22 protein-coding genes are annotated in these 24,422 nt (G+C 72.3%); 10 read left to right on the top strand and 12 right to left on the bottom strand.

From position 1 onward, the window contains the following. Positions 1-122: 122 nt before the first annotated feature. Positions 123-1,559: a benzaldehyde dehydrogenase gene (locus tag ACZ499_RS21915; RefSeq protein ID WP_468677173.1), complete on the bottom strand. Its 1,437-nt coding sequence runs from the start codon at positions 1,557-1,559 to the stop codon at positions 123-125. 273 nt (positions 1,560-1,832) lie between these two features. Beyond that, entirely contained in the window at positions 1,833-3,017 is a 1,185-nt protein-coding gene (locus ACZ499_RS21910; RefSeq protein WP_468677172.1) for a thiolase family protein, read from the bottom strand. Between the two features lie 162 nt (positions 3,018-3,179). On the opposite strand from ACZ499_RS21910, the gene ACZ499_RS21905 reads away from it, so the two are divergent. Then, entirely contained in the window at positions 3,180-4,757 is a 1,578-nt protein-coding gene (locus ACZ499_RS21905) for an IclR family transcriptional regulator domain-containing protein (RefSeq protein ID WP_468677415.1), read from the top strand. Here ACZ499_RS21905 and ACZ499_RS21900 read toward each other — a convergent pair. The 5 genes from ACZ499_RS21900 to ACZ499_RS21880 all read right to left on the bottom strand — a co-directional run bounded on the left by ACZ499_RS21900 (position 4,721) and on the right by ACZ499_RS21880 (position 7,386). Then, positions 4,721-4,978, bottom strand: coding sequence for a hypothetical protein (locus tag ACZ499_RS21900; protein WP_385535176.1), 258 nt, complete (start codon positions 4,976-4,978; stop codon positions 4,721-4,723). The genes ACZ499_RS21905 and ACZ499_RS21900 overlap by 37 nt on opposite strands. 222 nt (positions 4,979-5,200) lie before the next feature. Continuing rightward, positions 5,201-6,232, bottom strand: a complete 1,032-nt coding sequence (locus ACZ499_RS21895) for a LacI family DNA-binding transcriptional regulator (protein WP_468677170.1) — start codon at positions 6,230-6,232, stop codon at positions 5,201-5,203. A 226-nt stretch (positions 6,233-6,458) separates the two neighbouring features. Further along, complete coding sequence (locus ACZ499_RS21890) at positions 6,459-6,722, bottom strand: DUF7848 domain-containing protein (RefSeq protein WP_468677169.1); 264 nt, start codon at positions 6,720-6,722, stop codon at positions 6,459-6,461. Beyond that, positions 6,719-7,210: a hypothetical protein gene (locus ACZ499_RS21885; protein ID WP_468677168.1), complete on the bottom strand. Its 492-nt coding sequence runs from the start codon at positions 7,208-7,210 to the stop codon at positions 6,719-6,721. The genes ACZ499_RS21890 and ACZ499_RS21885 overlap by 4 nt, the downstream gene beginning before the upstream one ends. Then, positions 7,210-7,386: a hypothetical protein gene (locus tag ACZ499_RS21880; protein WP_468677164.1), complete on the bottom strand. Its 177-nt coding sequence runs from the start codon at positions 7,384-7,386 to the stop codon at positions 7,210-7,212. The genes ACZ499_RS21885 and ACZ499_RS21880 overlap by 1 nt, the downstream gene beginning before the upstream one ends. A gap of 364 nt (positions 7,387-7,750) precedes the next feature. Here ACZ499_RS21880 and ACZ499_RS21875 point away from each other — a divergent pair, with 364 nt between their 5' ends. Then, a complete protein-coding gene (locus ACZ499_RS21875) occupies positions 7,751-9,148 on the top strand; it encodes a helix-turn-helix transcriptional regulator (protein WP_468677162.1) in 1,398 nt (465 codons plus the stop codon). Between the two features lie 14 nt (positions 9,149-9,162). Beyond that, positions 9,163-9,804, top strand: a complete 642-nt coding sequence (locus ACZ499_RS21870) for a 2'-5' RNA ligase family protein (protein WP_468677160.1) — start codon at positions 9,163-9,165, stop codon at positions 9,802-9,804. Positions 9,805-9,901: 97 nt separating this feature from the next. On the opposite strand, the gene ACZ499_RS21865 is transcribed toward ACZ499_RS21870, so the two are convergent. Beyond that, on the bottom strand, positions 9,902-11,353 hold the full coding sequence (locus ACZ499_RS21865; protein ID WP_468677159.1) for an APC family permease: 1,452 nt from the start codon (positions 11,351-11,353) through the stop codon (positions 9,902-9,904). A gap of 170 nt (positions 11,354-11,523) precedes the next feature. Between ACZ499_RS21865 and ACZ499_RS21860 the strand changes: the two genes are divergently transcribed. Both ACZ499_RS21860 and ACZ499_RS21855 read left to right on the top strand, forming a co-directional pair. After that, the gene (locus ACZ499_RS21860) at positions 11,524-12,708 is read left to right on the top strand and encodes an ROK family protein (RefSeq protein ID WP_468677157.1); all 1,185 of its coding nucleotides are present in this window, start codon (positions 11,524-11,526) and stop codon (positions 12,706-12,708) included. A gap of 260 nt (positions 12,709-12,968) precedes the next feature. Next, entirely contained in the window at positions 12,969-15,662 is a 2,694-nt protein-coding gene (locus tag ACZ499_RS21855) for a glycosyl hydrolase 2 galactose-binding domain-containing protein (protein WP_468677155.1), read from the top strand. A 25-nt stretch (positions 15,663-15,687) separates the two neighbouring features. Here the strand turns inward: ACZ499_RS21855 and ACZ499_RS21850 are convergent, their stop codons facing one another. Continuing rightward, entirely contained in the window at positions 15,688-16,725 is a 1,038-nt protein-coding gene (locus tag ACZ499_RS21850; protein WP_468677153.1) for a glycosyl hydrolase family 18 protein, read from the bottom strand. A gap of 101 nt (positions 16,726-16,826) precedes the next feature. Beyond that, the gene (locus ACZ499_RS21845; protein ID WP_468677150.1) at positions 16,827-17,651 is read right to left on the bottom strand and encodes a TIGR02452 family protein; all 825 of its coding nucleotides are present in this window, start codon (positions 17,649-17,651) and stop codon (positions 16,827-16,829) included. 134 nt (positions 17,652-17,785) lie between these two features. On the opposite strand from ACZ499_RS21845, the gene egtA reads away from it, so the two are divergent. The 4 genes from egtA to egtD are packed head-to-tail and all read left to right on the top strand — an operon-like array spanning position 17,786 to position 22,129. Beyond that, complete coding sequence (egtA, locus tag ACZ499_RS21840) at positions 17,786-19,039, top strand: ergothioneine biosynthesis glutamate--cysteine ligase EgtA (protein ID WP_468677148.1); 1,254 nt, start codon at positions 17,786-17,788, stop codon at positions 19,037-19,039. Continuing rightward, positions 19,036-20,367, top strand: coding sequence for an ergothioneine biosynthesis protein EgtB (egtB, locus tag ACZ499_RS21835; protein ID WP_468677147.1), 1,332 nt, complete (start codon positions 19,036-19,038; stop codon positions 20,365-20,367). The genes egtA and egtB overlap by 4 nt, the downstream gene beginning before the upstream one ends. Beyond that, positions 20,367-21,146 carry an ergothioneine biosynthesis protein EgtC gene (egtC, locus tag ACZ499_RS21830; protein ID WP_468677145.1) on the top strand — a complete coding sequence of 260 codons (780 nt, stop codon included), beginning with the start codon at positions 20,367-20,369 and terminating at the stop codon, positions 21,144-21,146. The genes egtB and egtC overlap by 1 nt, the downstream gene beginning before the upstream one ends. Next, positions 21,119-22,129, top strand: coding sequence for an L-histidine N(alpha)-methyltransferase (gene egtD, locus ACZ499_RS21825; protein WP_468677144.1), 1,011 nt, complete (start codon positions 21,119-21,121; stop codon positions 22,127-22,129). The genes egtC and egtD overlap by 28 nt, the downstream gene beginning before the upstream one ends. Here egtD and ACZ499_RS21820 read toward each other — a convergent pair. Beyond that, positions 22,107-23,360: an extracellular solute-binding protein gene (locus tag ACZ499_RS21820; protein WP_468677413.1), complete on the bottom strand. Its 1,254-nt coding sequence runs from the start codon at positions 23,358-23,360 to the stop codon at positions 22,107-22,109. The two genes, egtD and ACZ499_RS21820, sit on opposite strands and share 23 nt — an antisense overlap. A 240-nt stretch (positions 23,361-23,600) precedes the next feature. Between ACZ499_RS21820 and ACZ499_RS21815 the strand changes: the two genes are divergently transcribed. Further along, positions 23,601-23,822 carry a dodecin gene (locus ACZ499_RS21815; RefSeq protein WP_371655833.1) on the top strand — a complete coding sequence of 74 codons (222 nt, stop codon included), beginning with the start codon at positions 23,601-23,603 and terminating at the stop codon, positions 23,820-23,822. A gap of 108 nt (positions 23,823-23,930) precedes the next feature. On the opposite strand, the gene ACZ499_RS21810 is transcribed toward ACZ499_RS21815, so the two are convergent. Then, positions 23,931-24,419, bottom strand: coding sequence for a phosphatase domain-containing protein (locus ACZ499_RS21810; protein WP_468677143.1), 489 nt, complete (start codon positions 24,417-24,419; stop codon positions 23,931-23,933). Positions 24,420-24,422: the final 3 nt, after the last annotated feature.

Genomic DNA, 24,422 nt, shown 5'->3' with positions numbered 1-24,422 from the left:
GTCGCTCCCCCACGTTCTCGGCTCCGCTCTAACAGGGGGGACCCCCATCGCGGCGGAGCCGGACATGTCACAGCCCCGCGCCCCTCAGGGGGCGCAGGTCAGCCCGGACAGCGACGGCCCCCTTAAAAACCGTGCCCCGCCGGTTCGCGCCGTACCGTCGTCCAGCGCAGCTCCGTGAACGCCTCCAGATTCGCCGCGCCGCCGAAACGCGCCCCCGTCCCCGACGCCGCCACGCCCCCGAAGGGAGCCACCGCCTCGTCGTTGACCGTCTGGTCGTTGATGTGGGCGATGCCGGTCGGGATGCGGTCCGCGAGCTCCAGGCCGAGCGCGGTGTCGCGGGTGACGATGCCGAGGGAGAGTCCGTACGGGCCGTCGGCGGCCAGTGCGGCGGCCTCGTCCAGGGTGCGGAACGGCCGTACGGGCGCGACCGGTCCGAAGACCTCCTCCGCGTACGCCGGGGTGTGGTCGTCGACGTCCGCGAGGACGGTCGGCCGGTAGAACAGCTCCCGGTGGGTGCCGCCCGCGGCGAGCCGGGCACCGCGCGCGGTGCTGCCCTCCACCAGGCCGTGGATCTTGGCGAGTTGGGCCCGGTCGATGATCGGCCCGAGGTGCACCTGCTCGCGGTACGGGTCGCCCACGGCCAGCGCGTCGGCCCTGGCGGCGAGCCGTTCCACGTACTCCTCGTACAGCGAGGCGTGGACGAGGTGGCGGCCGGTCGTCATACAGATCTGGCCCTGGTGGAAGAAGGAGCCCCAGGAGGCCTGCGCCACCGCGCCCTCGATGTCGGCGTCCTCCAGGACGACCAGTGCGGAGTTCCCGCCGAGCTCCAGGTGGACGCGCTTGAGCAGACGCCCGGCGGCCTCACCGACCCTGCGCCCGGCGGCGGTCGAGCCGGTGAAGGAGATCACCGGGACGCCGGGGTCCGCGACCAGGGCCTGCCCGGCCTCGGCGCCGCCCGGCAGTACGTGCAGGAGGCCCTCGGGCAGCCCGGCCTCGTCGAAGACCGCGGCGAGCGAGAGACCGCCGCAGACAGCGGTGCGCGGATCGGGCTTCAGTATCACGGCGTTGCCGAGCGCGAGGGCGGGCGCGACCGAGCGGATGGCGAGGATGAGGGGGGCGTTGAACGGGGCGATGACCCCGGTCACCCCGACCGGCACTCTCCGGGTGAAACTGAGTCTCGGCTCCTCGCTCGGCAGCACCTCGCCCAGCGGCCGGGAGGCGAGCGCCGCCGCCTCGTAGCACTCCTGAGCGGCCACGTGCAGCTCGAAGCCGGCCTTGCCGGGGATCGAGCCGGACTCCCGTACGAGCCATTCGCGCAATTCGTCGGCGTACTCCGTGAACAGGTCGCCCGCGCGGCGCAGTACGGCCGCACGGGCGAAGTGCGGGGAGCGGGCCCAGCCGGGCTGCGCCGCGCGGCCCGCCGCGACGGCCGCGGCGATGTCGTCGGCGGTGGCCAGGGTGAGCGCGCCCAGGCCCTCGCCGGTGGCGGGTTCGGTGACCTCGTACTCACCCCCCGACAGCGTCCGCGCCTGCCAGGTCTTGGGGTCGAGCAGGGGCATGAAGGATCTCCAGTCTCACGCGTGATCGAGAGCAATGACCGGGGGAAGCCATGATCGCGGGGAAGTCCCGTGCGGCATCCTAGTGGGGCCGCATGAAGAAACGTCTCGCCCCGTCACACGTGACGCGGCGGCATCTTCGCAGAGACGTAAGGGAGTTGTTCCAGGCGGAGCTGTTCGGGGCGGGTTGTTCGGGGCGGGCCATTTCGGGCGGGCCATTCGGGCGGGTCGTTCCGGACGGCCTCAGTCCGCTCAGCTCGCGCCGGTACCGTCCCCTCAGCGCTCCAGGACCAGCGCGAGACCCTGGCCGACGCCGATGCAGAGCGCGGCGAGTCCCACGCCCGAGCCCGCGGCGGCCAGTTGGTGGGCCACCGCCCCGGCGAGCCGGGCACCCGAGGCGCCGAGCGGGTGGCCGATGGCGATGGCGCCGCCGCGCGGGTTGACCACGGCCGGATCCAGCTCCGGCCACTCGGCCAGACACCCCAACGACTGTGCGGCGAACGCCTCGTTGAGCTCGAAGACGCTCAGGTCTCCGAGGCCCTTGCCCGCCTTGGCCAGCGCGGTGCGCACCGCCTCGACCGGGCCGAGGCCGAAGAGCTGCGGCTCGATCCCGGTGACGGCGGAGGTACGGATCCGGGCGAGCGGCTCGCGGCCGGTGGCGCGCAGCCCCTCCTCGTCGACGAGCAGCAGAGCGGCGGCGCCGTCGTTGAGCGGCGAGGAGTTGCCCGCGGTCACCGAACCGCCCTCACGGAAGGCGGGCTTGAGCCGGGCGAGCGCCTCCATCGAGGACGACTCGCGGATGCACTCGTCACGGGCGAGATCGACGCCCTCGTACGGGACGACCTCGTCGTCGTACAGCCCCTTCGCCCAGGCCTCGGCGGCCTTGCGGTGGCTGTCGAGGGCGAACGCGTCCTGCTGCTCACGGGTCAACGCGTGCCGGTCCGCGATCAGTTCGGCGCCCTCGCCGAGCGCGACCGTCCACTCGGCGGGCATCCTCGGGTTGGTCATCCGCCAGCCGAGCGTGGTCGACCAGAGCTGCTGGTGACCGGCCGGGAAGGCACGCTCGGGCTTCTGCATCACCCACGGGGCGCGGGACATCGACTCCACACCGCCCGCGACCGCGATGTGCGCGTCACCGACCGCGATGGCACGGGCCGCCTGGATGACGGCCTCCAGGCCCGAACCGCACAGGCGGTTGACGGTGACGCCGGGGACCGACACCGGCAGCCCGGCGAGCAGCACGGCCATCCGGGCCACATCGCGGTTGTCCTCGCCGGCGCCGTTGGCGTCGCCGAAGTAGACGTCGTCGATGCGGGCCGGGTCGAGCTGCGGGGAGCGGCCGACGAGCGACCTCACCACGTGCGCGGCCAGGTCGTCGGGCCGCACCCGGGCGAGCGCGCCCCCGAACTTGCCGATGGGGGTGCGCACGGCGTCGACGATGTACACGTCCCGGATGCTCATCGGTTCTCTCCCGCTGCTCGGTCGGCCGTGCCCGCGTGGTGCGCGACGCATTCGGTCCGACGCACTCTGTTCGCCCAGTGAACTTTGGTTCACAATCAATGCCGAGTCTCGGCCCGCCCCGGCGCGCTGTCAACGGCCCTTGGAGGACCCGTGTCCCGTGACATGCCGGTCGGCCCGCTGGAACGCGGCCTCACGGTGCTGCGCGCGCTCGCCGCACACGACATGGACCGCGGCGCGCTCGTACGGTCCACGGGGCTCGCCCGGGCGACGGTCGACCGGGTGGTGGCGACCCTGGACCGGCTCGGCCTGGTCCGCGCCGACGGCCGGGAAGTGGCGCTCGCGCCGCGTCTGATGGCGCTGTCCGGCGCGTATCTGCGCGGCAGCGGGATCCCGGCGGCGCTCGGCCCGCTCACGGGACGGCTCGCGGACGAGCTGGACGAGTCGGTCTCGGTGGCCGTGCCCGACGGGGCGGGCGCCCGCGTAGTCCTCCAGACCGCTGGCCGCCGTCGCAGGATGTCGCTCGCCTTCCGCATCGGCGACCTCCTGCCCGCCGACCGCTGCGCGCCGGGCGCGCTCTTCGCCGACGGCACGCTGGAGTGGGCGGCCGACGAGGAGCTGATCGAGCCGGGGCTGATCGCGGTGGCGGTGCCCGTACGGGACGCGGCGGGCTCGACGGTGTGCGCGGTGAGCGTGCCGAGCCATACGAGCAGGCATACGCCGGAGTCCCTGCGGGAGGCGGTGCTGCCTCGGCTGCGGGAGGTGGGGGGTGCGATGGAGGCGGCGCTCGCGGCGCGGTGTGCGCTGGAGGCGGTGGACCCGCTGGCGGCGGATGGGGCGGATCCTGTGGCGGGCGGCCTCGTCGGCGCGTACGCCGGGCTCAAGGCCGACGCCTCCGCCGGGCTCAAGCGGGAGCTCGGGCCGGACTTTCTGCAGTCCCTGGCCCGTGGCCTCGCGGTGCTGTGCGCATTGGGCGCGGACCGGGGCGTGGGGCTGACGCTCACGGCCGTCTCCGAGGCGACCGGCCTGACCCGGGCCACCGTGCGGCGCTCGCTGCTCACTCTCGTACACCTCGGGTACGTGGAGTGCGGCGGCCCCGCCGGGCGGCACTTCCGGCTGCTCCCCCGGGTCCTCGAACTGGGCTGTGCCCGGCTCTCGGCGCTCGGGCCCGCCGAGGTCGCCCAGCCGCACCTGGCGCGCCTGGTGGCCCGGACCGGCGAGTCGGCGTCGATGGCGGTGCTCGACGGGGCCGACATCCGCTACGTGGCACGCGTCCCGACCGTACGGATCATGAGCATCGACATCACGGTGGGGACGCGGTTCCCGGCGTACGCGACGTCGATGGGGCGGGTGCTGCTCGCCGGTCTCGCGCCGGAGGAACGCCCGCCGCTGCCCGACGGGCTGCCCGCGCTCACCCCGAATACGGTGACGTCCCCGGCCGAGCTGGCCCGGGTCGTGGAGCGGTGCGCGGCCGACGGGTACGCGCTGGTGGCCGAGGAGTTGGAGGAGGGGCTGCGCTCGCTGGCCGTCCCGGTGCGCGGGGCGGACGGGCGGGTGGTGGCGGCGGTGAACGTGGCGCAGCACGCGCGGCGCGGGACGCCGGAGGAGATGCTGCGGACGCTGCTTCCGGCGCTGCGGGCAGCGGGCGCGGGGATCTCGGCGGAGCTTGCAGTGCTGGGTGTGCCGGGTGTGCCGGGTGTGCCGGGTCACTCCTCGGGGGCGATGAGCGCGGTGAGGCCGTAGTCGAGCTCCGTGCCGTCCACGAGGATGCCTTCCACGGTGCGGGTCCGGGGGTCCACGTCGGCGACGATGCCGTGGCCGGCGTAGCGGGGGTAGCCCGTCTCGCCGGTCTCGCCCGTCGCCTCGACGAGGGCGGAGCGGACGGCGCTGTCGGCTACGGACGCGGTGCCGCGGGTCTCCACGTGGGAGGGGACGAGGAGGATGACGAAGCGGGAGGGGTGCATGGGGGGACGGTAGGGGGGCGGGGGCGGGGGGCTGGGGGTGCCACTCCGCTGGTGGGGGCGGAATTTCCCCCACCCCGCCCCTTCCCGAGAGCCCTGGGCGGGCGGCCGGGTGGTGGGTCGAGGCGGTCTGCTGGGGGCTCCGCCCCCGGACCCCGTTGCGGGGCTCCGCCCCTGCACCCCGGAAAGACAAGGCCCGTCCCCGACCGGGGCACTCGCACCGCGCTACGTCGACTCCCGCCTCACCAGGCTCGTCCCCATCAAGTCCCTGCGCTCCCCCACCGCCGACGGGTCGCGTACCGCCCCGTCCACCAGTTCTGCCAGGTGGCGGCCCGCGATCATGTCGATGTTGACCGTGGTCAGGCGCGGGCGGAGGAGGCTGCCGAGGAGGAGGTTGTCGGCGCCGACCACGGCTGCCTCGGCGGGGACCCCTATGCCCGCGTCCTGGAGGGCGCGCATCAGGAGCATCGCGTACTCGTCGTTGTACGCGAACACCGCGTCGAGACCGAGCCCCCGCCAGCGCCGGGCCAGTCCCGCCGCCGACTCCTCCTCGTACGCCAGCTCCAGCGGCTCGACCACCGCGTCCGTGCCCGCGACGGCCTTGCGGGCGCCCGCAAGGCGGGGTGTGGAGAAGAGCTCCAGGCCCGGTTCGGCCGGTACCACGACGCCGATGCGGCGGTGGCCGCGCTCCAGCAGATGGCCGACCGCGCACCGCCCTATCTCGCGCTGGTCCATCAGCAGCGAGTGGGCGCCCTCGACGCGCTGCGGGCCGAGCGTGACGACCGCCCGCGCCCCCGACCGCTTCAGCAGCTCGACGCCCTGGGCGGTCAGCTCGGTCTCGCCCAGCGAGATGACCGCGACGGGGCGCAGTTCGGCCCAGGCGCGGGCCGCGTCGTCGGCGCCCAGGCCGAGGCTGCCGTACTGCACGACCGTGTAGTCGAGCCGCCGCAGCGCCCCTTGCAGCTCGTTGAGGAAGCGGCTGTAGAACGGCCCGACCGGGATGTGCCCGCTGGGCAGCAGCACGATCCGGGTGTGTCCGGCGCGCAGGCTGCGGGCCGCGGCGTGCGGCACGTAACCGAGCTCCTGGGCGGCCTCCCGTACCCGTACCCGGGTGGGCTCGCTGATGCGTACGGCCGAGGTGTTGTTGAGTACGTAGCTCACCGTCGCGCGCGAGACGCCGGCCAGTCGGGCCACGTCGGCGCTGGTCGGGACGGGACGGCCGGCGGGCTGCTGCGGCTGCTTCGCTATATCGCTCATCGCGCTCGGCATCCTTCCAGAAGCACCGGTGTCCCGGCCCGGAGGTTGGCCGAAGTCGGTACGGCGGAACCGGATATGCCCTCCGGGGCGGCTGGCGAGCGGCCGGCGCCCTCCATGTGCCTCTTGCGGACCTCGTCACCCTGTAGTCCCGCCCCGGCCGCGCCGGCGACGGCAGCGACCGGGACGGCACGCGTCCGGCGGCGCAGGGGACACCAGGGGCGGGCGGTCAACGGGGCAGCGCCTGTTCGAACAGCGGGTTGCCCGGGGCCGGAGCAACCCGGCTGAAAGAGGTCACGACGGCCCGGAAGCCGGTGTGGTCGTGCTGCCTGGCGGTGTGCCGGATCGCCCAGTCCTCCGGTCCTGTCCTCTCGTCGGAGGGTGAGGAGGTGGTGAGGCAGGTGGTGCACTCCATCACGTAGATGGGTCCGGAGGCGCCGGGGGTTGTGTCCGTGCCGAGGGTCCATTCCGCGTAGCGGATCACGGACCTCATGGCGTGCGCTCCGGTTTCGGCGTCTGGCGCAGCTTGTTCTGCCCGAGCGCGACGAGGTCGGCGACGGCGTGCGCTGCGCATACGCTGCCCACCGTGCGGGGTGGCAGGGTCCAGTGCGGGCCGGGGCGTGCGGTGAGGTCGACGCGCGGTACTCCCAGCCATGTTCCTGGGCGCAGGCACTCGATGCCTGGCACCTGCCAGTGGGTGTGTGTTCCGGGTGGTACGAGGGCGTAGTACCAGACGCCGATGCCGTACGCGTCGTGGATGACGGCCCCGTCCGCGAGTGCCTCGGCGAGGTATGCGGCGACGGCGTCCAGGTCTTGGCTGCCTGCGGCCGCGTGGACGACGGGGGCGGGCAGGCGGATCGCGTCGAATTTCTCGCCGGTCGGCACGAGGGCGATACCCACGTCGAACTCCCGCCGGGCCTGCGCGGGTACGTGGTGTGCGGAGGCGAGCCAGTCGGTGAGGGCTCTGCTGGTCTGGTCCATCACGGCGTGATCACCCCGGCCTCGGCCACTTCGGCGCAGTCGGCGTGCGCGTAGCTGGTGTGGTCACCGCCGCTGTCGGCGACGACCATGCGGGTGGTGGTGTCGGCGCCCGGCTCCTTGCAGAGCTCGCAGCGCCGGTACTGCGCCGCATCTTCGGCGGCGGGGGTGACGGTCATGCTCCACCCCGCTGCACGTGAACCTTGCGGCGGTCCGCCTTCGCTGGCTGTTGCGGTGTTGATGGCGTACATATGAGAGCCCCTGTCAGGAGGGTTGGTGCGTGCCTCAACACTCGCGCTCTGTCGCCTCCCCGTCACGGTCGCGGGTGTCCAACTTTTCTGGCGCGGCCGGGAGTAGTTGACCTGCGACAACGCCGTTTCCTCATCGAGGAATTGGACGGAAGGTACTCCGCGGGATCGGGGGAACGGCTCATCAAGGGGCCACGCAGTGACTACCGTGAGTGAGAGCGTGTAGCCAGGGAGAGCGATGTCGCCACCAGCAAAGCCAGGAGCCAAAGCAGACCGTGACGCTCTTCGTCACGAGATGACCGCCGTCGGATGTACCGCCGCGCAGATCGCCACGGAGATGCGCGTTCGCTTTCGTCTGCGTCCCCGAGAGGCGTGGCGGCATGCCCTTGGGTGGACCTTGCAGGAGACCGCAGAGCGGCTCTCGTGCGTACCAGGGCAGGCCATCGCAGCAGACGCCTCCCTTGCGGGCAAGTGGGAGAAGTGGCCTGGTCCGAGCGGGCGACGGCCGAGCCTTCACGTTCTCGTCGCCCTCGCCGGTGTCTACGGCTGTGATGTCGAGGAGCTGCTCGACATCGATGACCGCCGGGCCCTGCCGAACAGCGACCTGCGGATCCTTCAGCACCATGCTCCCGAGCAGACACCGACCACGCCTCACCCGCCGCCCCTGGTCGAGCCGGAGCCTGACCGCGTGCTCGCAGCTGCGGCAGAATCGGCGACCTGGGCCCAGTGGGCCGAGTCCAGCAACGTCGGAGACATCGCCCTGGAACAGCTCTTCGCCGATGTACAGACCCTTGCCCGGGACTACCTCACCGACGATCCCCGGCTGATGTTCCGCCGCACCTGCGACCTGCGCGACAGGGTGTTCCGGCTCCTCGAAGGGCGCCAGCCGCCGCGCCAGTCTGCGGATTTGTACGTTTCGGCGGGCTACCTGTGCGGGCTGCTCGCCTGGATGTCCTCAGACCTGGGTAACCTCCGGGCCGCCGACACACATGGGCGCACCGCGTGGATGTGTGCCGAGAACGCCGGCCACGACGGGCTGCGCGCCTGGGTCTGCTCGACTCGGTCCAAGGTCGCCCTCTGGGACGGTCGTCTGAAGGATGCGGTCAGCCAAGCTCGACGTGGCGCCCTGGTCCCCGTGAACGGGACCGTGGGCGCGCTGCTCGCCTGCCAGGAGGCCGATGCCTGGTCCATGCTCGGCGCGAGGACCGAGGCCGAGGACGCGTTGACCCGTGCTGCCCTCGCCCGCGACACCGGGGCCGGGGCTGACGACATCGGTGGACTCTTCTCGTGCCCGCAGGCTCGGCAAGAGAACTATGCGGCAGCCGTCCACCTGCGCATTGGTCAGCCTCAGGCGGCGCTGCGCGAGACGCAGAGCGCGCTCGGCCTGCTCGCGACTCAACGGGTACGTGCGTACGGCACCGAGGCACAGATCTGCATCGGTCAGGCTGCGGCCCTCCTGGCCTGCAGTGAACCCGAGGGTGTCATGGAGGCTCTGCTGCCCGTGCTGGCCATGCCTGCTGAGCGGCGCACGGGGCCGGTTACCCAGCGCATGAGTGAGCTCGCCGCCGTCATGGCGCGCGATGCGTCCGCTGACGCAGGGGCCATGGTTTCGGCGAGGCGCATACTCGGCGAGTGGTGCGCAGATTCCGCTCCGCGACACGCTGCGCTCTCGTCAGGAGGCTGGTCGGACTGATTGGATTCCACGGCATGACGACAGAACCTGAGCGCATGCGCGACCACTGGTGGTGGCGGCCGGGCTGGAGTGTCGGCCGTCGCTTCTACACCTGGCACCTGACGTTCGAAGGGCAGCCGGACGTGTGCCGCTTCGCGGCTGAGTACCGTGCTGCACTCGCATCCGTCGGCGGTCTCGACCTCATCCCTGACGAGTGGCTGCACCTCACCATGCAGGGCCTCGGCTTCGTGGGGGAGTTCCCCGAGCATGACGCGACCGCCATCGAGCAGGCAGCCCGGACGCGGCTAGCCGAGGTGCCGGCGTTCGAGGTCACCTTGAGCGCTCCGATCGTGGACCCGGAGGCGATCCTCGTTCCTGTGCGACCAGATGCGCCGGTGCGGGCCGTGCGGGATGCGATCCGTGCAGCCGTTGGTGAGGTTCTGCCGGAAGTCCCCGAACGGGCCGAGGGGTTCACCCCCCATGTCTCACTCGGGTACAGCCACGGGACCGGACCGACGGAACCGTACGCCAAAGCACTGGCAGCGCTGGACATCGAACCCGCACATGCCCGTATCAGCCATGCCGAGCTGATTCTCATCAACCGGGACAACCGCATGTATGAGTGGGCGCCCTTCGCCAAGGTGCCGCTCGGGCGACGTCGGCATGGCGCCAAGTAGTCCTCGCATACGAGAAGTTGGTCCCCGTTCGAACCGGTGCCAGAGGCAGGAACCGGTCCGGCGGGGGTCGGTGCTCGGCGCGGCACCCATACGCCACTCAGGCCGCACCCACCCCCTCCCCCACCGACTCCCCCACATACTCCTCCCGCACCTCCCGCGGCCCGAACGGCCACACCTTCTCGAAGCGGGCCCACACCACGAACGCGACGCAGCCGAGTGCGAGCCAGGCCAGTGACCACTCGATGGGGTGGCGGCCGGGCGAGTTCTTGTCGGCGTATCCGTAGATCACCAGCCAGCCCACCAGGGCGACGAAACTGGGCACCGGATAGAGCCACATCCGATAGGGGCGGCGGAGCCCCGGCTGGCGCCTCCGCAGTACGGTCACGGCGGCGATCTGGGCGAGCGCCTGCACCAGCACCATCACCGTGGTGAGCAGCTGGATCAGGGTGGCCAGGTCGGTGTGGCGGCCGATGAGGAAGCCGATCGCCGTGATGACGCCCATGGTGGCCAGGCCCAGCGTCGGGAAGCGGTGCTTGGGGTGGAGCTTGGCGTACGGGCGGAAGAAGACGCGGTCGCGGGCCGCGTCGTAGGGCACCCGGGAGCCGCCGAGCAGTCCGGTGAAGACGGAGGCGAAGGCCGTGATGAGGATGAGGACGGTGACGACGTCGGCGGCGCCCTTTCCCCAGGCTTTCTCCAGGACGGCGGACGCCACGGAGGTGGAGGCGATGTCGCCGGGGTCGGTCATCCGCTGCCAGTCGATGACGCCGAGGGTGCCGATCTGGAGCAGCAGATAGATCGCCATGATGCCGACGATCGAGAAGATGATGGAGCGCGGCAGGGTGCGGCCGGGGTTCTTGATCTCGGCGCCCATGTACGCGGTGGTGTTGTAGCCGAGGTAGTCGTAGATGCCGATGGTGAGACCCGCGGCGAAGCCGAGCCAGAAGTGGTTGCTGGTCAACTCGAAGGCACCCGAGGGGTAGGTGAAGGCGCGGTCGGCGCTGAAGTGGGTGGCCGAGGCGATGATGACCAGGGTCACCGAGGCGATCATCACGGCCCACATCACGGTGGTGATCCGCGCGATGTGCTCGATGCCGCGCCACAGCAGCAGGACGACGAGGGCGATCATGCCGAGCCCGACCAGGTCGCCGGTGGTCTTGCCCATGTCCGGGGCGAGGTAGCCGAGGTACTGGACGAAGCCGACCACGCCGGTGGACATGATCAGCGGGATGAAGAGCATCGCCGTCCACACGAACAGGAACGGCATCAGACGTCCGCTGCGGTACTGGAAGGCCTGGCGCAGATAGACGTAACTGCCGCCGGAGCCGGGCAGGGAGGCGCCGAGTTCGGCCCAGATCAGCCCGTCGGCGAGGGCGAGCACCGCCCCGGCGACGAAGCCCATGACGGCTTGCGGCCCACCGAAGGCGGCGACCATCAGCGGGATGGTGACGAACGGGCCGATGCCGCACATCTGGCTCATGTTGATGGCGGTGGCCTGGAAGAGTCCGATACGGCGGACGAAACCGCCGGTCGGCGGCGGGGTTCCGGACACGAGGGACCTCCCTGGGGCTTGGGGGACGCGGGGAACGGCGTTGCGGGCGGCGGTTCTTCGCCAGTGCGGGGGTGCGCCCCGGCGCCGGGCGTGCTCAAGTTAAGTACCTTTACTTTGGGCGTCAAGAGGTCGCCGGGAAACCGTCCGCAACGATGCGTGAGAATGATGCGATGACCAGCAGCGACGAGGGCGAACAGCCCTGGAACCCACAGCGCCAGCGCAGCAGCAACGAGCGGCTGCTGCTCGCCCGACTGCGCGGCAACGGCCCCTCGTCGCGGGCCCAGCTCGCCCGCGAGACCGGCCTGTCCAAGCCCACCGTCTCCAGTGCGCTGGCCGCGCTCGCCGCCACCGGCCTGGTCCGTGAAGCGGGCACGCACACGCCCGAGCGCGGCCGGTCCGCGGTGCTCTACGCCCCGGACCCGACCGCCGGATACGCGCTGGGCATCGACATCGGGCGGGCCTGGCTGCGGGTCGCGCTCGCGGATCTGGACGGTGCGGTGGTGGCCCGTTCGGAGGTCCGCAACCAGGCCCGCACCTCGGGCACCATGGCCGATCTGGTGGTCACCACGGCCCGTCAACTGGTCGCCGGATCCGGGGTGGACCCGGACAAGATCGCCCAGGCGGTGGTCGGCACGCCCGGGGTGTACGACGCGGAGAAGCGGCGCGTGCGCTACGCCCAGCACCTGCCCGGCTGGGGCCGCCCGGGCCTGTTCGACCGGATGCGCGACGGGCTCGGAATGCCGCTGGCGGTGCACAACGACGCCAATCTGGCGGCGCTCGGCGAGTACACCTTCGGCGTCGGCGCGGGCAGCCGCCTCTTCGTGTACGTGATGATCGGCACCGGCCTCGGCATGGGCGTGGTCAGCGAGGGCCAGCTCTTCACCGGCGCGCACGGCGGCGCCGGCGAGATCGGCTTCCTGCCCTGGCCCGGGCGGCAGAAGCCGGACACCCTTGAGGACGCGGTCTCCGGCGACGCCGTGGTGGCGGCGGCGCGCTCACACGGCATGGCCGGGCCCCTCACGGCGAAGGACGTCTTCGACGCCGCGCGGGCCGGAAATCCCGCCGCGGTCAAGGCGGTCGAGCTGGAGGGCGAGCGCCTCGCCCACACCGTGGCGGCCGTCGCCGCGATGCTCGACCCGGATCTGGTGGTGCTCGGCGGGGGTGTGGGCCACAGCGCGGATCTGCTGCTGCGGACCGTACGGGAGACCCTGCGGACCCTGACGCCGCTGCGCCCGAAGGTGGCGCCGAGCTCGCTCGGCGAGGACGCGGTGCTGCTCGGCGCGGTGGCGACGGCGCTGGGGACGGCGCGGGACGTGACGTTCGAACGGCGGACCCAGGCGCCCGGCGGCCGTTGAGCGCACGCGGGCACTTGGCAGCCGTCGAACGCACACGCGCCTGGCGGCCGCCGTTGGGGCACCCCACTCACCGGCGGCCACCGTCAAGCAGAGCCACTCACCCGGCGGTCGCCCCAGCGGAGCCACGCCCACCGGTCGTTGACATGAATCGCTCTTGTCTCTACTTTCAGAGGCGCGTTAGTAAAGCTTCCTAACTTTCATTCCTCTTTCCCGACCAGTGCGAAGCGCGGACGTCCCGACCAGCCCCCTGGGAGACCACCGTGTTCCACCGCCATCCCGTCCTCCGAATCCGCCGGAAGACCGCCGTGGCCACGGCCCTCGGCCTTGTCCTCGCCCTGGTCACCGGCGCCTCCCCGGCAACTCCCGGCGCCCGCACGGCTGTTGGCCCGTCCACGACGGCGCTCCCCGCCTACGCCATCCAGTCCACCGCCAAGGTCACCGACTCCGCGGCGGCCGTCTCCAGCCCCGGCTATCCGGCGGCGGGCTGGTACGCGGCCGGGCCCCGCTCCACGGTCCTCGCGGCCCTGCTCGCGGCCGGCAAGTACGCCGACCCCTTCTACTCCACCAACCAGAAGAGCATCCCCACCGCCGACTTCACCGTCCCCTGGTGGTACCGCTCGGACTTCACCGTCGCGGACACCTCCTCGCGTACGTACCTCGACTTCAGCGGGGTCGTCTCGGCCGCCGATGTGTTCGTCAACGGGCAGCAGGTCGCCGACAAGAGCGCGGTCGCGGGGGCCTACACCCACCACGAGCTGGACATCACCTCGGCGGTGAGGTCCGGCACCAACACCGTCGCGTTCCGCGTCCAGCCCAACGACCCCAGGAAGAACCTCACCATGGGGTGGATCGACTGGCTGCAGCCGCCGCCCGACGAGAACATGGGCATCGTCCGGGACGTGCTGGTGCGGCGCGGCGGTCCGGTCGCGCTGCGGGACGCGCACGTCGTCACCGCCCTCGCCGTGCCGTCGCTGGCGACCGCCGACCTGACGGTGAAGGCGCAGGCACGCAACGACTCGGCGAGCACGGTCACCACGACCGTCTCCGGCACGATCGGCACGGCCTCCTTCAGCCAGGACGTCACGCTCGCCGCGCACGAGACGAAGACGGTCACCTTCACCCCGGCCGCCCACCCCCGGCTCCATCTGGCCTCGCCGCGCGTGTGGTGGCCGGCCGGGATGGGCGAGCAGGCGCTTTACGGGCTCGACCTGACCGCGTCGGTCTCCGGCACCGCGTCCGACACGGTGCACGAGTCGTTCGGCATCCGCGACGTGAAGGCACCGCTCAACGCGGACGGCGCCCGCCAGTACTCCGTCAACGGCCGTCCGCTGCTGATCAAGGGCGGCGGCTGGTCGCCGGACGAGTATCTGCGCTGGGACCACACCTATGTGGAGGACCGGCTCAAGTACGCGCTCGATCTGGGCCTCAACACCATCCGGCTCGAAGGGCACATCGAGCCGGACGAGTTCTTCGACCTCGCGGACCGCTACGGCATCCTCACGCTCCCCGGCTGGGAGTGCTGCGACAAGTGGGAGGGCCAGGTCAACGGGAGCGAGCCGGGCGACAAGTGGACCGCGGCGGACTACCCGGTCGCGAAGGCGTCGATGGCCGCCGAGGCGGCCCGGCTGCGCGACCACCCCAGCGTGATCTCGTTCCTGGTCGGCAGCGACTTCGCCCCGGACAAGACGATCGAGAAGAACTACGTGGACGCGCTGCGGGCGGCCGACTGGCAGACCCCGATCGTGGCCGCCGCGTCCGACAAGTCCTCGCCGATCACCGGCAGTTCGGGTATGAAGATGACCGGCCCGTACGACTGGGTGCCGCCCAACTACTGGTACAACAAGCAGGAGGGCGGGGCCACCGGCTTCAACTCCGAGACCAGCGCGGGCCCCGACATCCCCACCCTGGACACCCTGCGCCGGATGATGTCACCGGCCGAGCTGGACACGCTCTGGAAGAGCCCCTCGGCCAAGCAGTACCACCGCTCCCCCTCCTCGACCTTCGCCACCCTCGCCCTCTACGACGCGGCCCTGGCCGGACGCTACGGCACCCCGGCCGGTCTGGACGACTATGTGCGCAAGGCGCAGCTCGCCCAGTACGAGAACGTGCGCGCCCAGTACGAGGCGTACGCCCGCAACGCCAAGGACGCCTCGAAGCCCGCGACCGGGGTCGTCTACTGGATGTTCAACAGCGGCTGGACCTCTCTGCACTGGCAGTTGACGGACCGCTGTCTGGATCAGGGCGGCGCGTACTTCGGCGCGAAGAAGGCGAACGAGCCGCTGCACATCCAGTACTCGTACGACAACCGGTCGGTCGCCGTGGTGAACGGCAGGCACACGCCCGTGTCCGGTCTCACGGCCCGGGTGACGCTGTTCAACACCGACGGGACGCAGAAGTACGACAAGACGGCGACGGGTGTGGGTGTGGGCGGCGACGGGGCGAGGACGACCGCACTCACCGTCCCGGCGAGCGTGAGCGGCCTCTCCACGGCCTATCTCGCCCGGCTGCTGCTCACCGACTCCACCGGCAAGGAGGTCAGCCGCAATGTGTACTGGCTCTCCACCAAGGCGGACGTCCTCGACTACGCGCACACCGACTGGTACTACACCCCCACCACCGCCTACGCCGATCTGAAGGGCCTGAGCGCGATGGCGAAGGCGACGGTGACCGCCGACGCGACGACGGCCACGGACGGCGACGGCACCTCGACCACGACGGTCACGCTCACCAACACGGGCACGGGCAGGACCCCGGCGCTGCTCACCGACGTCCACCTCGTGGACGCCAAGGGCGCCCCGGTCCTGCCCGTCCAGTGGTCCGACAACCAGGTCACCCTCTGGCCCGGCGAGAGGACGACGTTGACCGCCACCTACCGGGCCTCCGACCTGCACGGATCCGCCCCTCGGCTGCGGGTCTCCGGCTGGAACACCCCGACCGCCACGGTCCACGGCTGAACCGGGCCCGTGGCCGGTTCGCCGGTCAGGTTCTGGCCAGCACCGGCCACACGGCAGGGTCCTCGAAGTTGAGGGCCCAGAGGGAGGTGTGGTGGATGCCGTAGCGGTCCAGGACCGGCAGATCGGCCTCGATGCCGCGCGCGTCCTGGTACCAGACCTCGCGGGCCGTGTCCCCGTCCTGGTAGCTGAAGTGCGGCGTCTGCGACACGGGGTCGAGCCGGTACGGCGCGCCCTGGGCCACCCGCAGGGCCTCCGCCTCCCGCATGGTGACGTGCCGGGCGCGGCCGCCGCCGCCCGCGGGCCAGTCCCAGCCGTACGCGGGCAGGGCCATCTCGATGCGGGCGGGCGGGATCAGCGCGGTGGCCCGGCGCAGGATCTCCTCGTACCAGTCGGCCCCGGCGAGCGGGCCTGGGTCCCCGCCCGACCAGTGCCGGTCGTACGCCATGATCCGCACCCGGTCGGCGGCCCGGCCGATCGTCGCGTAGTCCCAGATGCGCCCGGTGGTCGCGGTCTGCGGCGAGACGGTGCTGACGCAGCTCTTGGCCAGGGCGTGCAGGCGCCCGCAGAGCTCGGTGATGAACGTGGCGTAGTCCGCCCGTACCGCGGGGTAGCCGGCGTCGCCGGTCGGGGCGATCGACTCGTAGTCGATGTCCAGGCCGTCGTAGGAACGGCTGCCCACCACTGTGAGCAGGGCCGTGATGTGGGCGGCGCGGCGGGCCGGGTCGGCGAGGATCGCGGCGAGGACGCCGGGCTTCATCGTCTCCATGACGGTCGGCACCACGGCGATCCCGGCCGCGTGCAGCCCGTCGACGACGCGCTGGGCACCCGCGCCCGGGTGGCCGTCGATACGCTCGGCGCTGATCGCCTGGTACCAGAACGGGCTGACGGTGTGCAGTTGGTCCGCGTGGCGCAGGGCGTCCTGGTAGGCGCCCTCCTGGTCCCAGTACGGCAGCCAGCCGGAGACGGTGCGGGGCGGCGCGGGTTCCGCGGCGGACACCGGCGGGGGCGCGGCGAGGACGGCGACGAGGGCGGCGAGCAGCGCCGCGAAGGCTCGGATGATCATGCCCCTGAGCCTGGCCGCCGCCCGCCCGCCGGGCCCGGCGCGCTGCGCCGTCCGGCGCAACCGCGGCGGCGACGCTCACCCCACGGCGGGCCTGGCGCCCGTCACGCCTGCGCAAACACCGTCTCGAAGGCCCGCAGCGTCGCCCGGTCCGCCGTGCGGTCCAGGACCGCGAAGACGACCTCGTCGAAGTGGCGCGCGAAGCGGCCCCCGCCCGTGAGGTGGGCGTGGAAGGCGCCCGCCACGCGCGCCGGGTCGTTGCGGAACACGCCGCAGCCCCAGGCGCCGAGCACCAGGCGCCGGTAGCCGCAGGCGGCCGCCGTCTCCAGAACGCGCTCGGCGCGGGATGCGAGGGCTTGTGGGATGCGGTCCACCGCCTCCGGGGTGCGCTGGCGGATCACTCCCGCGTTGGGCGCGGGCGAGGTCAGGAAGCCCACCCGGAACGGCTCGTCGAGCAGCCGTCCCCGGTCGTCCCGGAAGACCGGCACACCGGGCGAGTGGATCACCCGGTCGCTGTAGAAGACATCGCGGTCGGCGCGGTGGTGCTCGTAGAATCCGGGCGCCCGCAGCAGCGTCGGGTAGAGCGCGGAGGAGCGGCAGAGTGCCTCCTCCTGGGCCTGCGCGCCGTTCAGGAAGCCGCCGCCGGGGTTGCGGGCGGAGGCGAAGTTCAGCACGGCAACCTCGCCGGGGCCCTCGCCCACCAGCCGCCGGGCCGCCTCCAGGCTGCTCTCGCCGGTCACCGCGCATACGCTGGAACGGTCGGAGTCCGGCGTCACCGGCACCGGGCCGGGGCCGAAGAGCCGGGTTCCGTCGACGGCCGCCGCCAGCCAGGCGGCGATCGAGACCGTGGTCCCGCCGGGCGTCTCGTACGCACCGGCTTCGGTGATCTCCACGCTGTGGCGCGCGAGGTCGCGCAGTCGTGCACTCATATCTGGCATCGTTGACGCCAGGACAGCACTCCCGCAACATACTTTCCGTCCGGATGGGCACTCTTGTGCGAGATTACGGCAGTGGCTTAGGTGGGACAGTGCACCGAAAACGGCCCCGAGTTGGGGAAGCGACCATGCTGACCAAACAGTTCACAGAAACGGAAGCAGACGATCTGCTTCGGTGTATCTGCTTCAAGAACGGCCCACCTCGCGCCGTCGGTGTCGAAGTGGAGTGGCTCGTCCATGATCTGCACGACCCGCACCTCCCCGTTCAGCACCACCGACTCGCCGCCGCCTACGCCTCGTTGAGGGAACTCCCCCTGCGGTCGGCACTCACCGTCGAACCCGGCGGCCAGCTGGAGCTCAGCTCGCTTCCCGCCGCTTCCCTCATGGAGTGCATCGACTCCGTGGCGGCCGATCTGACGGCCGTCCGGGCCGCTCTTCGTGCCAGGGACCTCACGCTCACCGGGCTCGGCCAGGATCCGTGGCAGCCGCCGCGCCGCTTTCTGCACGACCCCCGGTACGACGCCATGGAAGCCCACTTCGACCGGTCGGGCCCGGCCGGGCGGGCCATGATGTGCGCCTCGGCCTCCGTCCAGGTCTGCCTCGACGCCGGATACGAGGAGCCGGGCCCGCTCGGCTTCGGGCGCCGCTGGCGGCTGGCCCACCTCCTCGGCGCGGTCCTGGTGGCCGCGTTCGCCAACTCCCCCTGGCAGGAGGGCAGACGCACCGGCTGGCGCTCCTCCCGGCAGGCGGTGTGGACCGCGATCGACCCGGTACGGTCGCTGGCGCCCCCGCTCGACGCCGAGCCCCGGGCGGCCTGGGCCGCGCACGTGCTGGACACGCCGGTGATGTGCGTCCGGTCCGACGACGGCCCCTGGGACGCGCCGGAGGGGCTCACCTTCCGCGAGTGGCTGCGCACGGGCGAGCCGCGCCGGGCCACCCGCAAGGACCTCGAATACCACCTGACCACCCTCTTCCCGCCGGTGCGGCCGCGCGGGCACCTGGAGCTGCGCATGATCGACGCGCAGCCGGGCGAGGACGGCTGGATCGTCCCGCTCGCGGTGACCACCGCGCTCTTCGACGACCAGGAGGCGGCCGAGACCGCCTACCGGGCCGTCAAATCCCTTGCGGAGAGGGCTGGTTCGCAGCCCGCGCCGCGCAACCCGCTCTGGGTCGAGGCGGCCCGCTCCGGGCTTGCCGACCCCGAACTGCGGGAGGCGGCCGAGCTCTGCTTCGCGGCCGCGCTGGAGGCACTGCCCCGGCTCGGCGCCACCACCGAGGTCCGGCAGGCGGTCGCCGCCTTCACGGACCGCCATGTCGCACGGGGCCTCTCCCCCGCGGACACCTCGTTCGCGCTCGCCCCCGGGAAGGACACCTCCTCATGACCGGCCCCGAACCGACCGGAGCGGCACTCACCGACCCCGAGGCGCTGCGGAAGCGCGCCCTGACGGCGCTCACCGCCGCGCGGGCGCGCACCGCCACGCTCACCTCCTGCGTCGACGACCACGACCTCACGGCCCAGCACTCGCCCCTGATGTCGCCGCTGGTCTGGGACCTCGCGCACATCGGCAACCAGGAGGAGCAGTGGCTGCTGCGGGCGGTCGCCGGGCGGGACGCGATGCGCCCGGAGATCGACTCGCTGTACGACGCCTTCGAGCACCCCCGTGCCGCCCGGACCTCGCTGCCGCTGCTCTCCCCCGCCGAGGCGCGCCGGTACGCCGCCGAGGTGCGCGGCCGGGCCCTCGACGTACTGGAGAGCGCCCCGCTGGAGGGCGGCCCCCGCCTCGTCGACGCGGGCTTCGCCTTCGGGATGATCGCCCAGCACGAACAGCAGCACGACGAGACGATGCTGATCACCCATCAGCTCCGCAAGGGCCCGGCGGCGCTCGCCGCCCCCGAGCCGCCGCAGGGCTCCACCGCGGGCCTGCCCGCCGAAGTCCTCATCCCCGGCGGCCCGTTCACCATGGGGACCACGGCCGAGCCGTGGGCCCTGGACAACGAGCGCCCGGCCCACCACCGCATCGTCCCGGCCTTCCACCTCGACACGACGCCGGTGACCTGCGGCATGTATCTGCGGTTCATCGAGGACGGCGGCTACACCGACGAGCGCTGGTGGGAGCCCAAGGGCTGGGCCATGGTCCGGCAACACGAGCTGACGGCTCCGCTGTTCTGGCGCCGGGAGGGCGGCGAGTGGCTGCGCCGCCGGTTCGGGGTGACCGAGCCCGTACCGCGGGACGAGCCGGTGCTCCATGTGAGCTGGTACGAGGCGGACGCGTACGCCCGCTGGGCCGGGCGGCGGCTGCCCACCGAGGAGGAGTGGGAGAAGGCGGCCCGGCACGACCCGGCCACCGGCCGCTCCCGACGCTACCCGTGGGGCGACGCCGATCCCACCTCCGAGCACGCCAACCTGGGCCAGCGCCATCTGCGCCCGGCCTCCGCCGGGGCCTATCCGGCGGGCGAGTCCCCGCTGGGTGTACGGCAGTTGATCGGTGACGTGTGGGAGTGGACGTCCAGCGACTTCATGCCCTACCCGGGCTTCGTGGCGTTCCCCTACCGCGAGTACTCGGAAGTGTTCTTCGGACCCGACCACAAGGTGCTGCGCGGCGGTTCGTTCGCCGTGGACCAGGTGGCCTGCCGGGGCACCTTCCGCAACTGGGACCTTCCGGTGCGGCGGCAGATATTCGCCGGGTTCCGGACCGCGAGGGATGCCTGATGTGCCGTCATATCGCTTTCCTGGGCGAGCCTTCGGCGCTCGGCGAACTCCTGGTGAGCCCGCCGCACGCGCTGTACCGGCAGTCCTGGGCGCCGCGCCACCAGCGGTACGGGACGGTCAACGCCGACGGCTTCGGGGTCGGCTGGTACGCGGAGGGCGACCCGGTGCCGGGCCGCTACCGCCGCCCGGGGCCGATCTGGGCCGACCCGTCGTTCGCGGACCTGGCCCGGGTGGTGCGCACCGGCGCGCTGCTCGCGGCGGTACGGGACGCCACCGAGCCGGGCGCGGACGGCGAGGCGGCCGCCGCCCCCTATGCCGCCGGGCGCTGGCTGTTCAGCCACAACGGGGCGGTCAGGGGCTGGCCGGGCGCGCTCACGTCGCTCGCTGCCGCCCTGCCTGCGGAGGAACTGCTGCGGCTGGAGGCGCGCTGTGACTCCGCGCTGGTGTGGGCCCTGCTGCTGCACCGGCTGCGGGCGGGCGACGAGATGGGCCGGGCGCTCGCCGAGACGGTGACCGAGGTCGCCGAGGCGGCCCCCGGCTCGCGGCTGAACCTGCTGCTCACGGACGGCGAGACGATCGCCGCCACGGCCTGGGGCGACACCCTCTGGTACCTGGCCCGGCCGGGCGAGCGCACGGTCGTCGCCTCGGAGCCCTACGACGACGATCCGCACTGGCACGAGGTCCCCGACCGCACCCTGCTGTCCGCGACCCGTACCGACCTTGTACTGACCCCCCTCAAGGAGCCTTCCTCGTGCACGAGTCCCACCCGTTCCAGCTGACCCGCGCCCTGCCCGAGGACGCCACCGGGGCCGCGCTGCGCGCCGATGTGCTGCACGGGCTGACGGGTACGCCCAAGACCCTGCCTCCCAAGTGGTTCTACGACGCCCGGGGCAGCGAGCTGTTCGAGGAGATCACCCGGCTCGACGACTACTATCCGACGCGCGCCGAGCGGGAGATCCTCACCCGGCGCGCCGCCGAGATCGCGGCCGCTTCCGGGGCCCGCACCCTGGTCGAGCTGGGCTCGGGCTCCTCGGAGAAGACCCGGCTGCTGCTCGACGCGCTGCCGGACCCGCTCACGTACATCCCGGTGGACGTCAGCGAGAGCGCCCTGACCGGGGCGGCCGAGGCGCTGATCGAGGAGCGGCCGAGGCTCGAAGTACACGCGCTGATCGCCGACTTCACCCGGCCGCTCGACCTGCCCGCCGCCCCGGGGCCGCGTCTGGTGGTGTTCCTCGGCGGCACGATCGGCAATCTGCTGCCCGCCGAACGCGCGGAGTTCCTGGCGTCGGTCGCCGCGGTGATGGAGCCGGGCGACAGCTTCCTGCTCGGCACCGATCTGGTGAAGGAGGAGTCGGTGCTGGTGCGGGCGTACGACGACGCGCAGGGGGTGACGGCCGAGTTCAACAAGAACGTCCTCGCCGTCATCGACCGCGAGCTCGGCGCGGACTTCGACCTCGACGACTTCTCGCACGTGGCGCGCTGGAACGCCCGCGACGAGTGGATCGAGATGCGGCTGCGGGCCCGCGCCGACCTCACCGTGAAGATCCCCGAGCTGGATCTCGTCGTCCGCTTCGAGGAGGGCGAGGAGCTGCGGACCGAGATCTCGGCGAAGTTCCGCCGTGAGGGCGTGCGGGCCGAACTGGCGGCCGCCGGGCTGACGGCCACCCACTGGTGGACCGACGCCGACGGCCGGTTCGCGCTGTCGCTGGCGACCGCGGGCGGGGCCGCGGCCGACCCGGTCAGGGGAACAGCAGCGAGCTGATCCGCGAGGAGGCCGTCCTGGCCGCCGTCCTCGGGTCGGCTCCCGTGAGCACGGCGGTCATGTACGGCTTGATCGGGTTGTCGGCCTCGACGGCGGCCCACTGGGGCGAGTTGGGCGTGGCCCTGCCCCGGGCCGCGCCCTGCGCCATCGCGGCCGTGCCCGCCTGGTCCTCCACGGCGGCCGCGAGCGCGGGCTTGTTCGGTACGTAGCTCATGGCGGCGGCGAGGTCCTGCTGCCACTTCTCCCCGGCCAGCGCCTTGACCACCTCCACGGCCTCGGTGTGGTGCGCGGACCGCTTGGGCACGATGAGGTCCGAGCCGCCGGTGAAGACCGCGCCCGGCGTGGCCGCGGTCTTGCCGGGGATGGGGAAGTAGCCGAGCTTGTCGGCGAGGGCGGGGTTGGCCTTCTGGATGGCCTTGGCGGTGCCCGGGACGGCGATGATCTGGGCGACCTTGCCCTTGGCGAAGACCCCGGCCTGCGGGGGCGTGGCCTCGTCGGCGTTCTTGGGGCCGTCGCCGAGCGCCTGGAGCCGGCGGTAGAAGTCCATGCCGCGCAGCGCGGCGGGCGTGGCGAGGGTGCCGGTCCACTCCCCGGCGCTCTCCTGGGCGAGCTCGCCGCCCTCGTCCCAGACGAACCCGGCGAGGGTGTACCAGTCCTGTCCGGCGAGGTAGATGCCCTGGGTGGCGCCGGTGTTCAGCTTGTCCGTGTCGCTCAGCCACTCGGCGCGGGTCTTCGGCGTCCTGCCTATGCCCGCCGCGTCGAACAGGTCCTTGTTGTAGATGACGACGCGGTTCGCCGCGTACCAGGGAATGCCGTACTGCACCCCGTCGACCTTGCCGGGTTCGGCGAGGCCCGGCAGCCAGTCCTTGCTGCCCCAGTCGCGCAGCGACTCCAGGGTGAGGTCGAGCAGCCCGCCGCTCGCCGCGTACTGGGAGACCTGGGTGTTGCCGACCTCGACGACGTCGGGCACCTCGCCCGTCTTGAGGGCGGTGGTCACCTTCTGGCCGATGCCGGTCCACTCCTGGATCCGTACGTCCAGCTTGACCGAGCGGTGTTCCTTCTCGAACTCGTCGGTGAACCGCTTGATGAACTCGTCGGAGGCGCTGTCCTTCATCAGCCACACGGTGACGGTGGTGGTGGAGTCCCCGCCCACGCCCGGCAGCGCGCCGCAGCCGCCGAGTGCGAGGGCCGTGGCGAGCACGACGGGGGCATGGAGGAAGCGGTTCTTCACGGCGGTCACCTTCTGCGTCATGGCACGGGCAGTCATGACCCGACGTGGGGAAAGCGCAGACGGCGCTTCTGGGGGAAAGCGCAGTTGGCCAGTTCGGGTGCGGCCGATTTTGGTCTGTACCAATGGGTCGGTCAACCCTTGTTACGGAACCGAGGCCGCACCCGGGCCCCGCCCGACGCCTCGCGAAGCGGCGCGAGGTGGGGCACGGTGGAGGGACGCGACGAAGAGGAGTGCACCTCCATGTCCAACCACACGTACCGCGTCACCGAGATCGTCGGCACCTCCCCCGAGGGCGTCGACCAGGCCATTCGCAACGGCGTCGCCCGCGCGTCGCAGACCTTGCGGAATCTCGACTGGTTCGAGGTCACTCAAGTACGCGGCCAGATCGCCGACGGGCAGATCGAGCACTACCAGGTCGGCTTGAAGGTCGGTTTCCGGCTGGACGACGACCAGGAGGTGTGAGGACCGGGAAGCGCGACGGCCGGGCCCAGGGCCTGTCGTTCGGATCAGGCCGACCCGATCCGAACGACAGACCCCAGGTCCGGGCGGGGTCCGCCCGGCCCCGCCCGCTCAGGTCCGGCCCTCCCGCTCCTGCGCGTCCTTCAGCGCCTCGGACGGCACGGCCCAGCGTGCCCGTACGACCCGGAAGCCGGCCCGTTCGGCGGCGTCGCACACCAGCTCGTCGTCGTCCACCAGCATCCGCACCTCGCGGCCGGCGCCGAGCCGGCGCAGGAGCTCCAGCTTGGTCGTCCGGGCGGGCCTGCGGTCGGCGTCGGGCCGCATGTGGACCGTCCCGTCGGGCAGGCCCTGCGCGGCCAGCCACGCCCGGGTGTCCCTGCGGCAGCGCTCCGGCCGGCCGGTGAGGTAGACGACCTCGCACTCCTCGGCGGCCGCCAGGCACAGCGCGATTCCCTCCGCCAGCGGCGGATCGGCCGGGGCCGCGGCGAAGAAGGCGGCCCAGTCCCGCTTCGCGCCCTCCAGGAAGTGCTGCCGGTGGCCGCTGTCGGCGAGCGTGCCGTCCAGGTCGAATACGGCCAGTGGCCTGCTGTTCTCCGTCATGCG

It is taken from the genome of Streptomyces sp. NPDC031265 (assembly GCF_055570295.1).
The sequence above is the reverse complement of the archived record's forward strand: the minus strand, read 5'-3'. Positions and strand labels throughout refer to the sequence as shown.

Bases quoted from the DNA above. Each gene is read 5' to 3' on its own strand.
- ACZ499_RS21870 (WP_468677160.1), top strand. From the start codon at position 9,163: ATGACGACAGAACCTGAGCGCATGCGCGACCACTGGTGGTGGCGGCCG.
- ACZ499_RS21850 (WP_468677153.1), bottom strand. From the start codon at position 16,725: ATGATCATCCGAGCCTTCGCGGCGCTGCTCGCCGCCCTCGTCGCCGTC.
- ACZ499_RS21880 (WP_468677164.1), bottom strand. From the start codon at position 7,386: ATGACCGTCACCCCCGCCGCCGAAGATGCGGCGCAGTACCGGCGCTGC.
- ACZ499_RS21875 (WP_468677162.1), top strand. From the start codon at position 7,751: ATGACCGCCGTCGGATGTACCGCCGCGCAGATCGCCACGGAGATGCGC.
- egtC (WP_468677145.1), top strand. From the start codon at position 20,367: ATGTGCCGTCATATCGCTTTCCTGGGCGAGCCTTCGGCGCTCGGCGAA.
- ACZ499_RS21910 (WP_468677172.1), bottom strand. From the start codon at position 3,017: ATGAGCATCCGGGACGTGTACATCGTCGACGCCGTGCGCACCCCCATC.
- ACZ499_RS21890 (WP_468677169.1), bottom strand. From the start codon at position 6,722: ATGAGGTCCGTGATCCGCTACGCGGAATGGACCCTCGGCACGGACACA.
- egtB (WP_468677147.1), top strand. From the start codon at position 19,036: ATGACCGGCCCCGAACCGACCGGAGCGGCACTCACCGACCCCGAGGCG.
- ACZ499_RS21915 (WP_468677173.1), bottom strand. From the start codon at position 1,559: ATGCCCCTGCTCGACCCCAAGACCTGGCAGGCGCGGACGCTGTCGGGG.
- ACZ499_RS21885 (WP_468677168.1), bottom strand. From the start codon at position 7,210: ATGGACCAGACCAGCAGAGCCCTCACCGACTGGCTCGCCTCCGCACAC.
- ACZ499_RS21845 (WP_468677150.1), bottom strand. From the start codon at position 17,651: ATGAGTGCACGACTGCGCGACCTCGCGCGCCACAGCGTGGAGATCACC.
- ACZ499_RS21860 (WP_468677157.1), top strand. From the start codon at position 11,524: ATGACCAGCAGCGACGAGGGCGAACAGCCCTGGAACCCACAGCGCCAG.
- ACZ499_RS21900 (WP_385535176.1), bottom strand. From the start codon at position 4,978: ATGCACCCCTCCCGCTTCGTCATCCTCCTCGTCCCCTCCCACGTGGAG.
- ACZ499_RS21810 (WP_468677143.1), bottom strand. From the start codon at position 24,419: ATGACGGAGAACAGCAGGCCACTGGCCGTATTCGACCTGGACGGCACG.
- ACZ499_RS21815 (WP_371655833.1), top strand. From the start codon at position 23,601: ATGTCCAACCACACGTACCGCGTCACCGAGATCGTCGGCACCTCCCCC.
- egtA (WP_468677148.1), top strand. From the start codon at position 17,786: ATGCTGACCAAACAGTTCACAGAAACGGAAGCAGACGATCTGCTTCGG.
- ACZ499_RS21905 (WP_468677415.1), top strand. From the start codon at position 3,180: ATGCCGGTCGGCCCGCTGGAACGCGGCCTCACGGTGCTGCGCGCGCTC.
- ACZ499_RS21895 (WP_468677170.1), bottom strand. From the start codon at position 6,232: ATGAGCGATATAGCGAAGCAGCCGCAGCAGCCCGCCGGCCGTCCCGTC.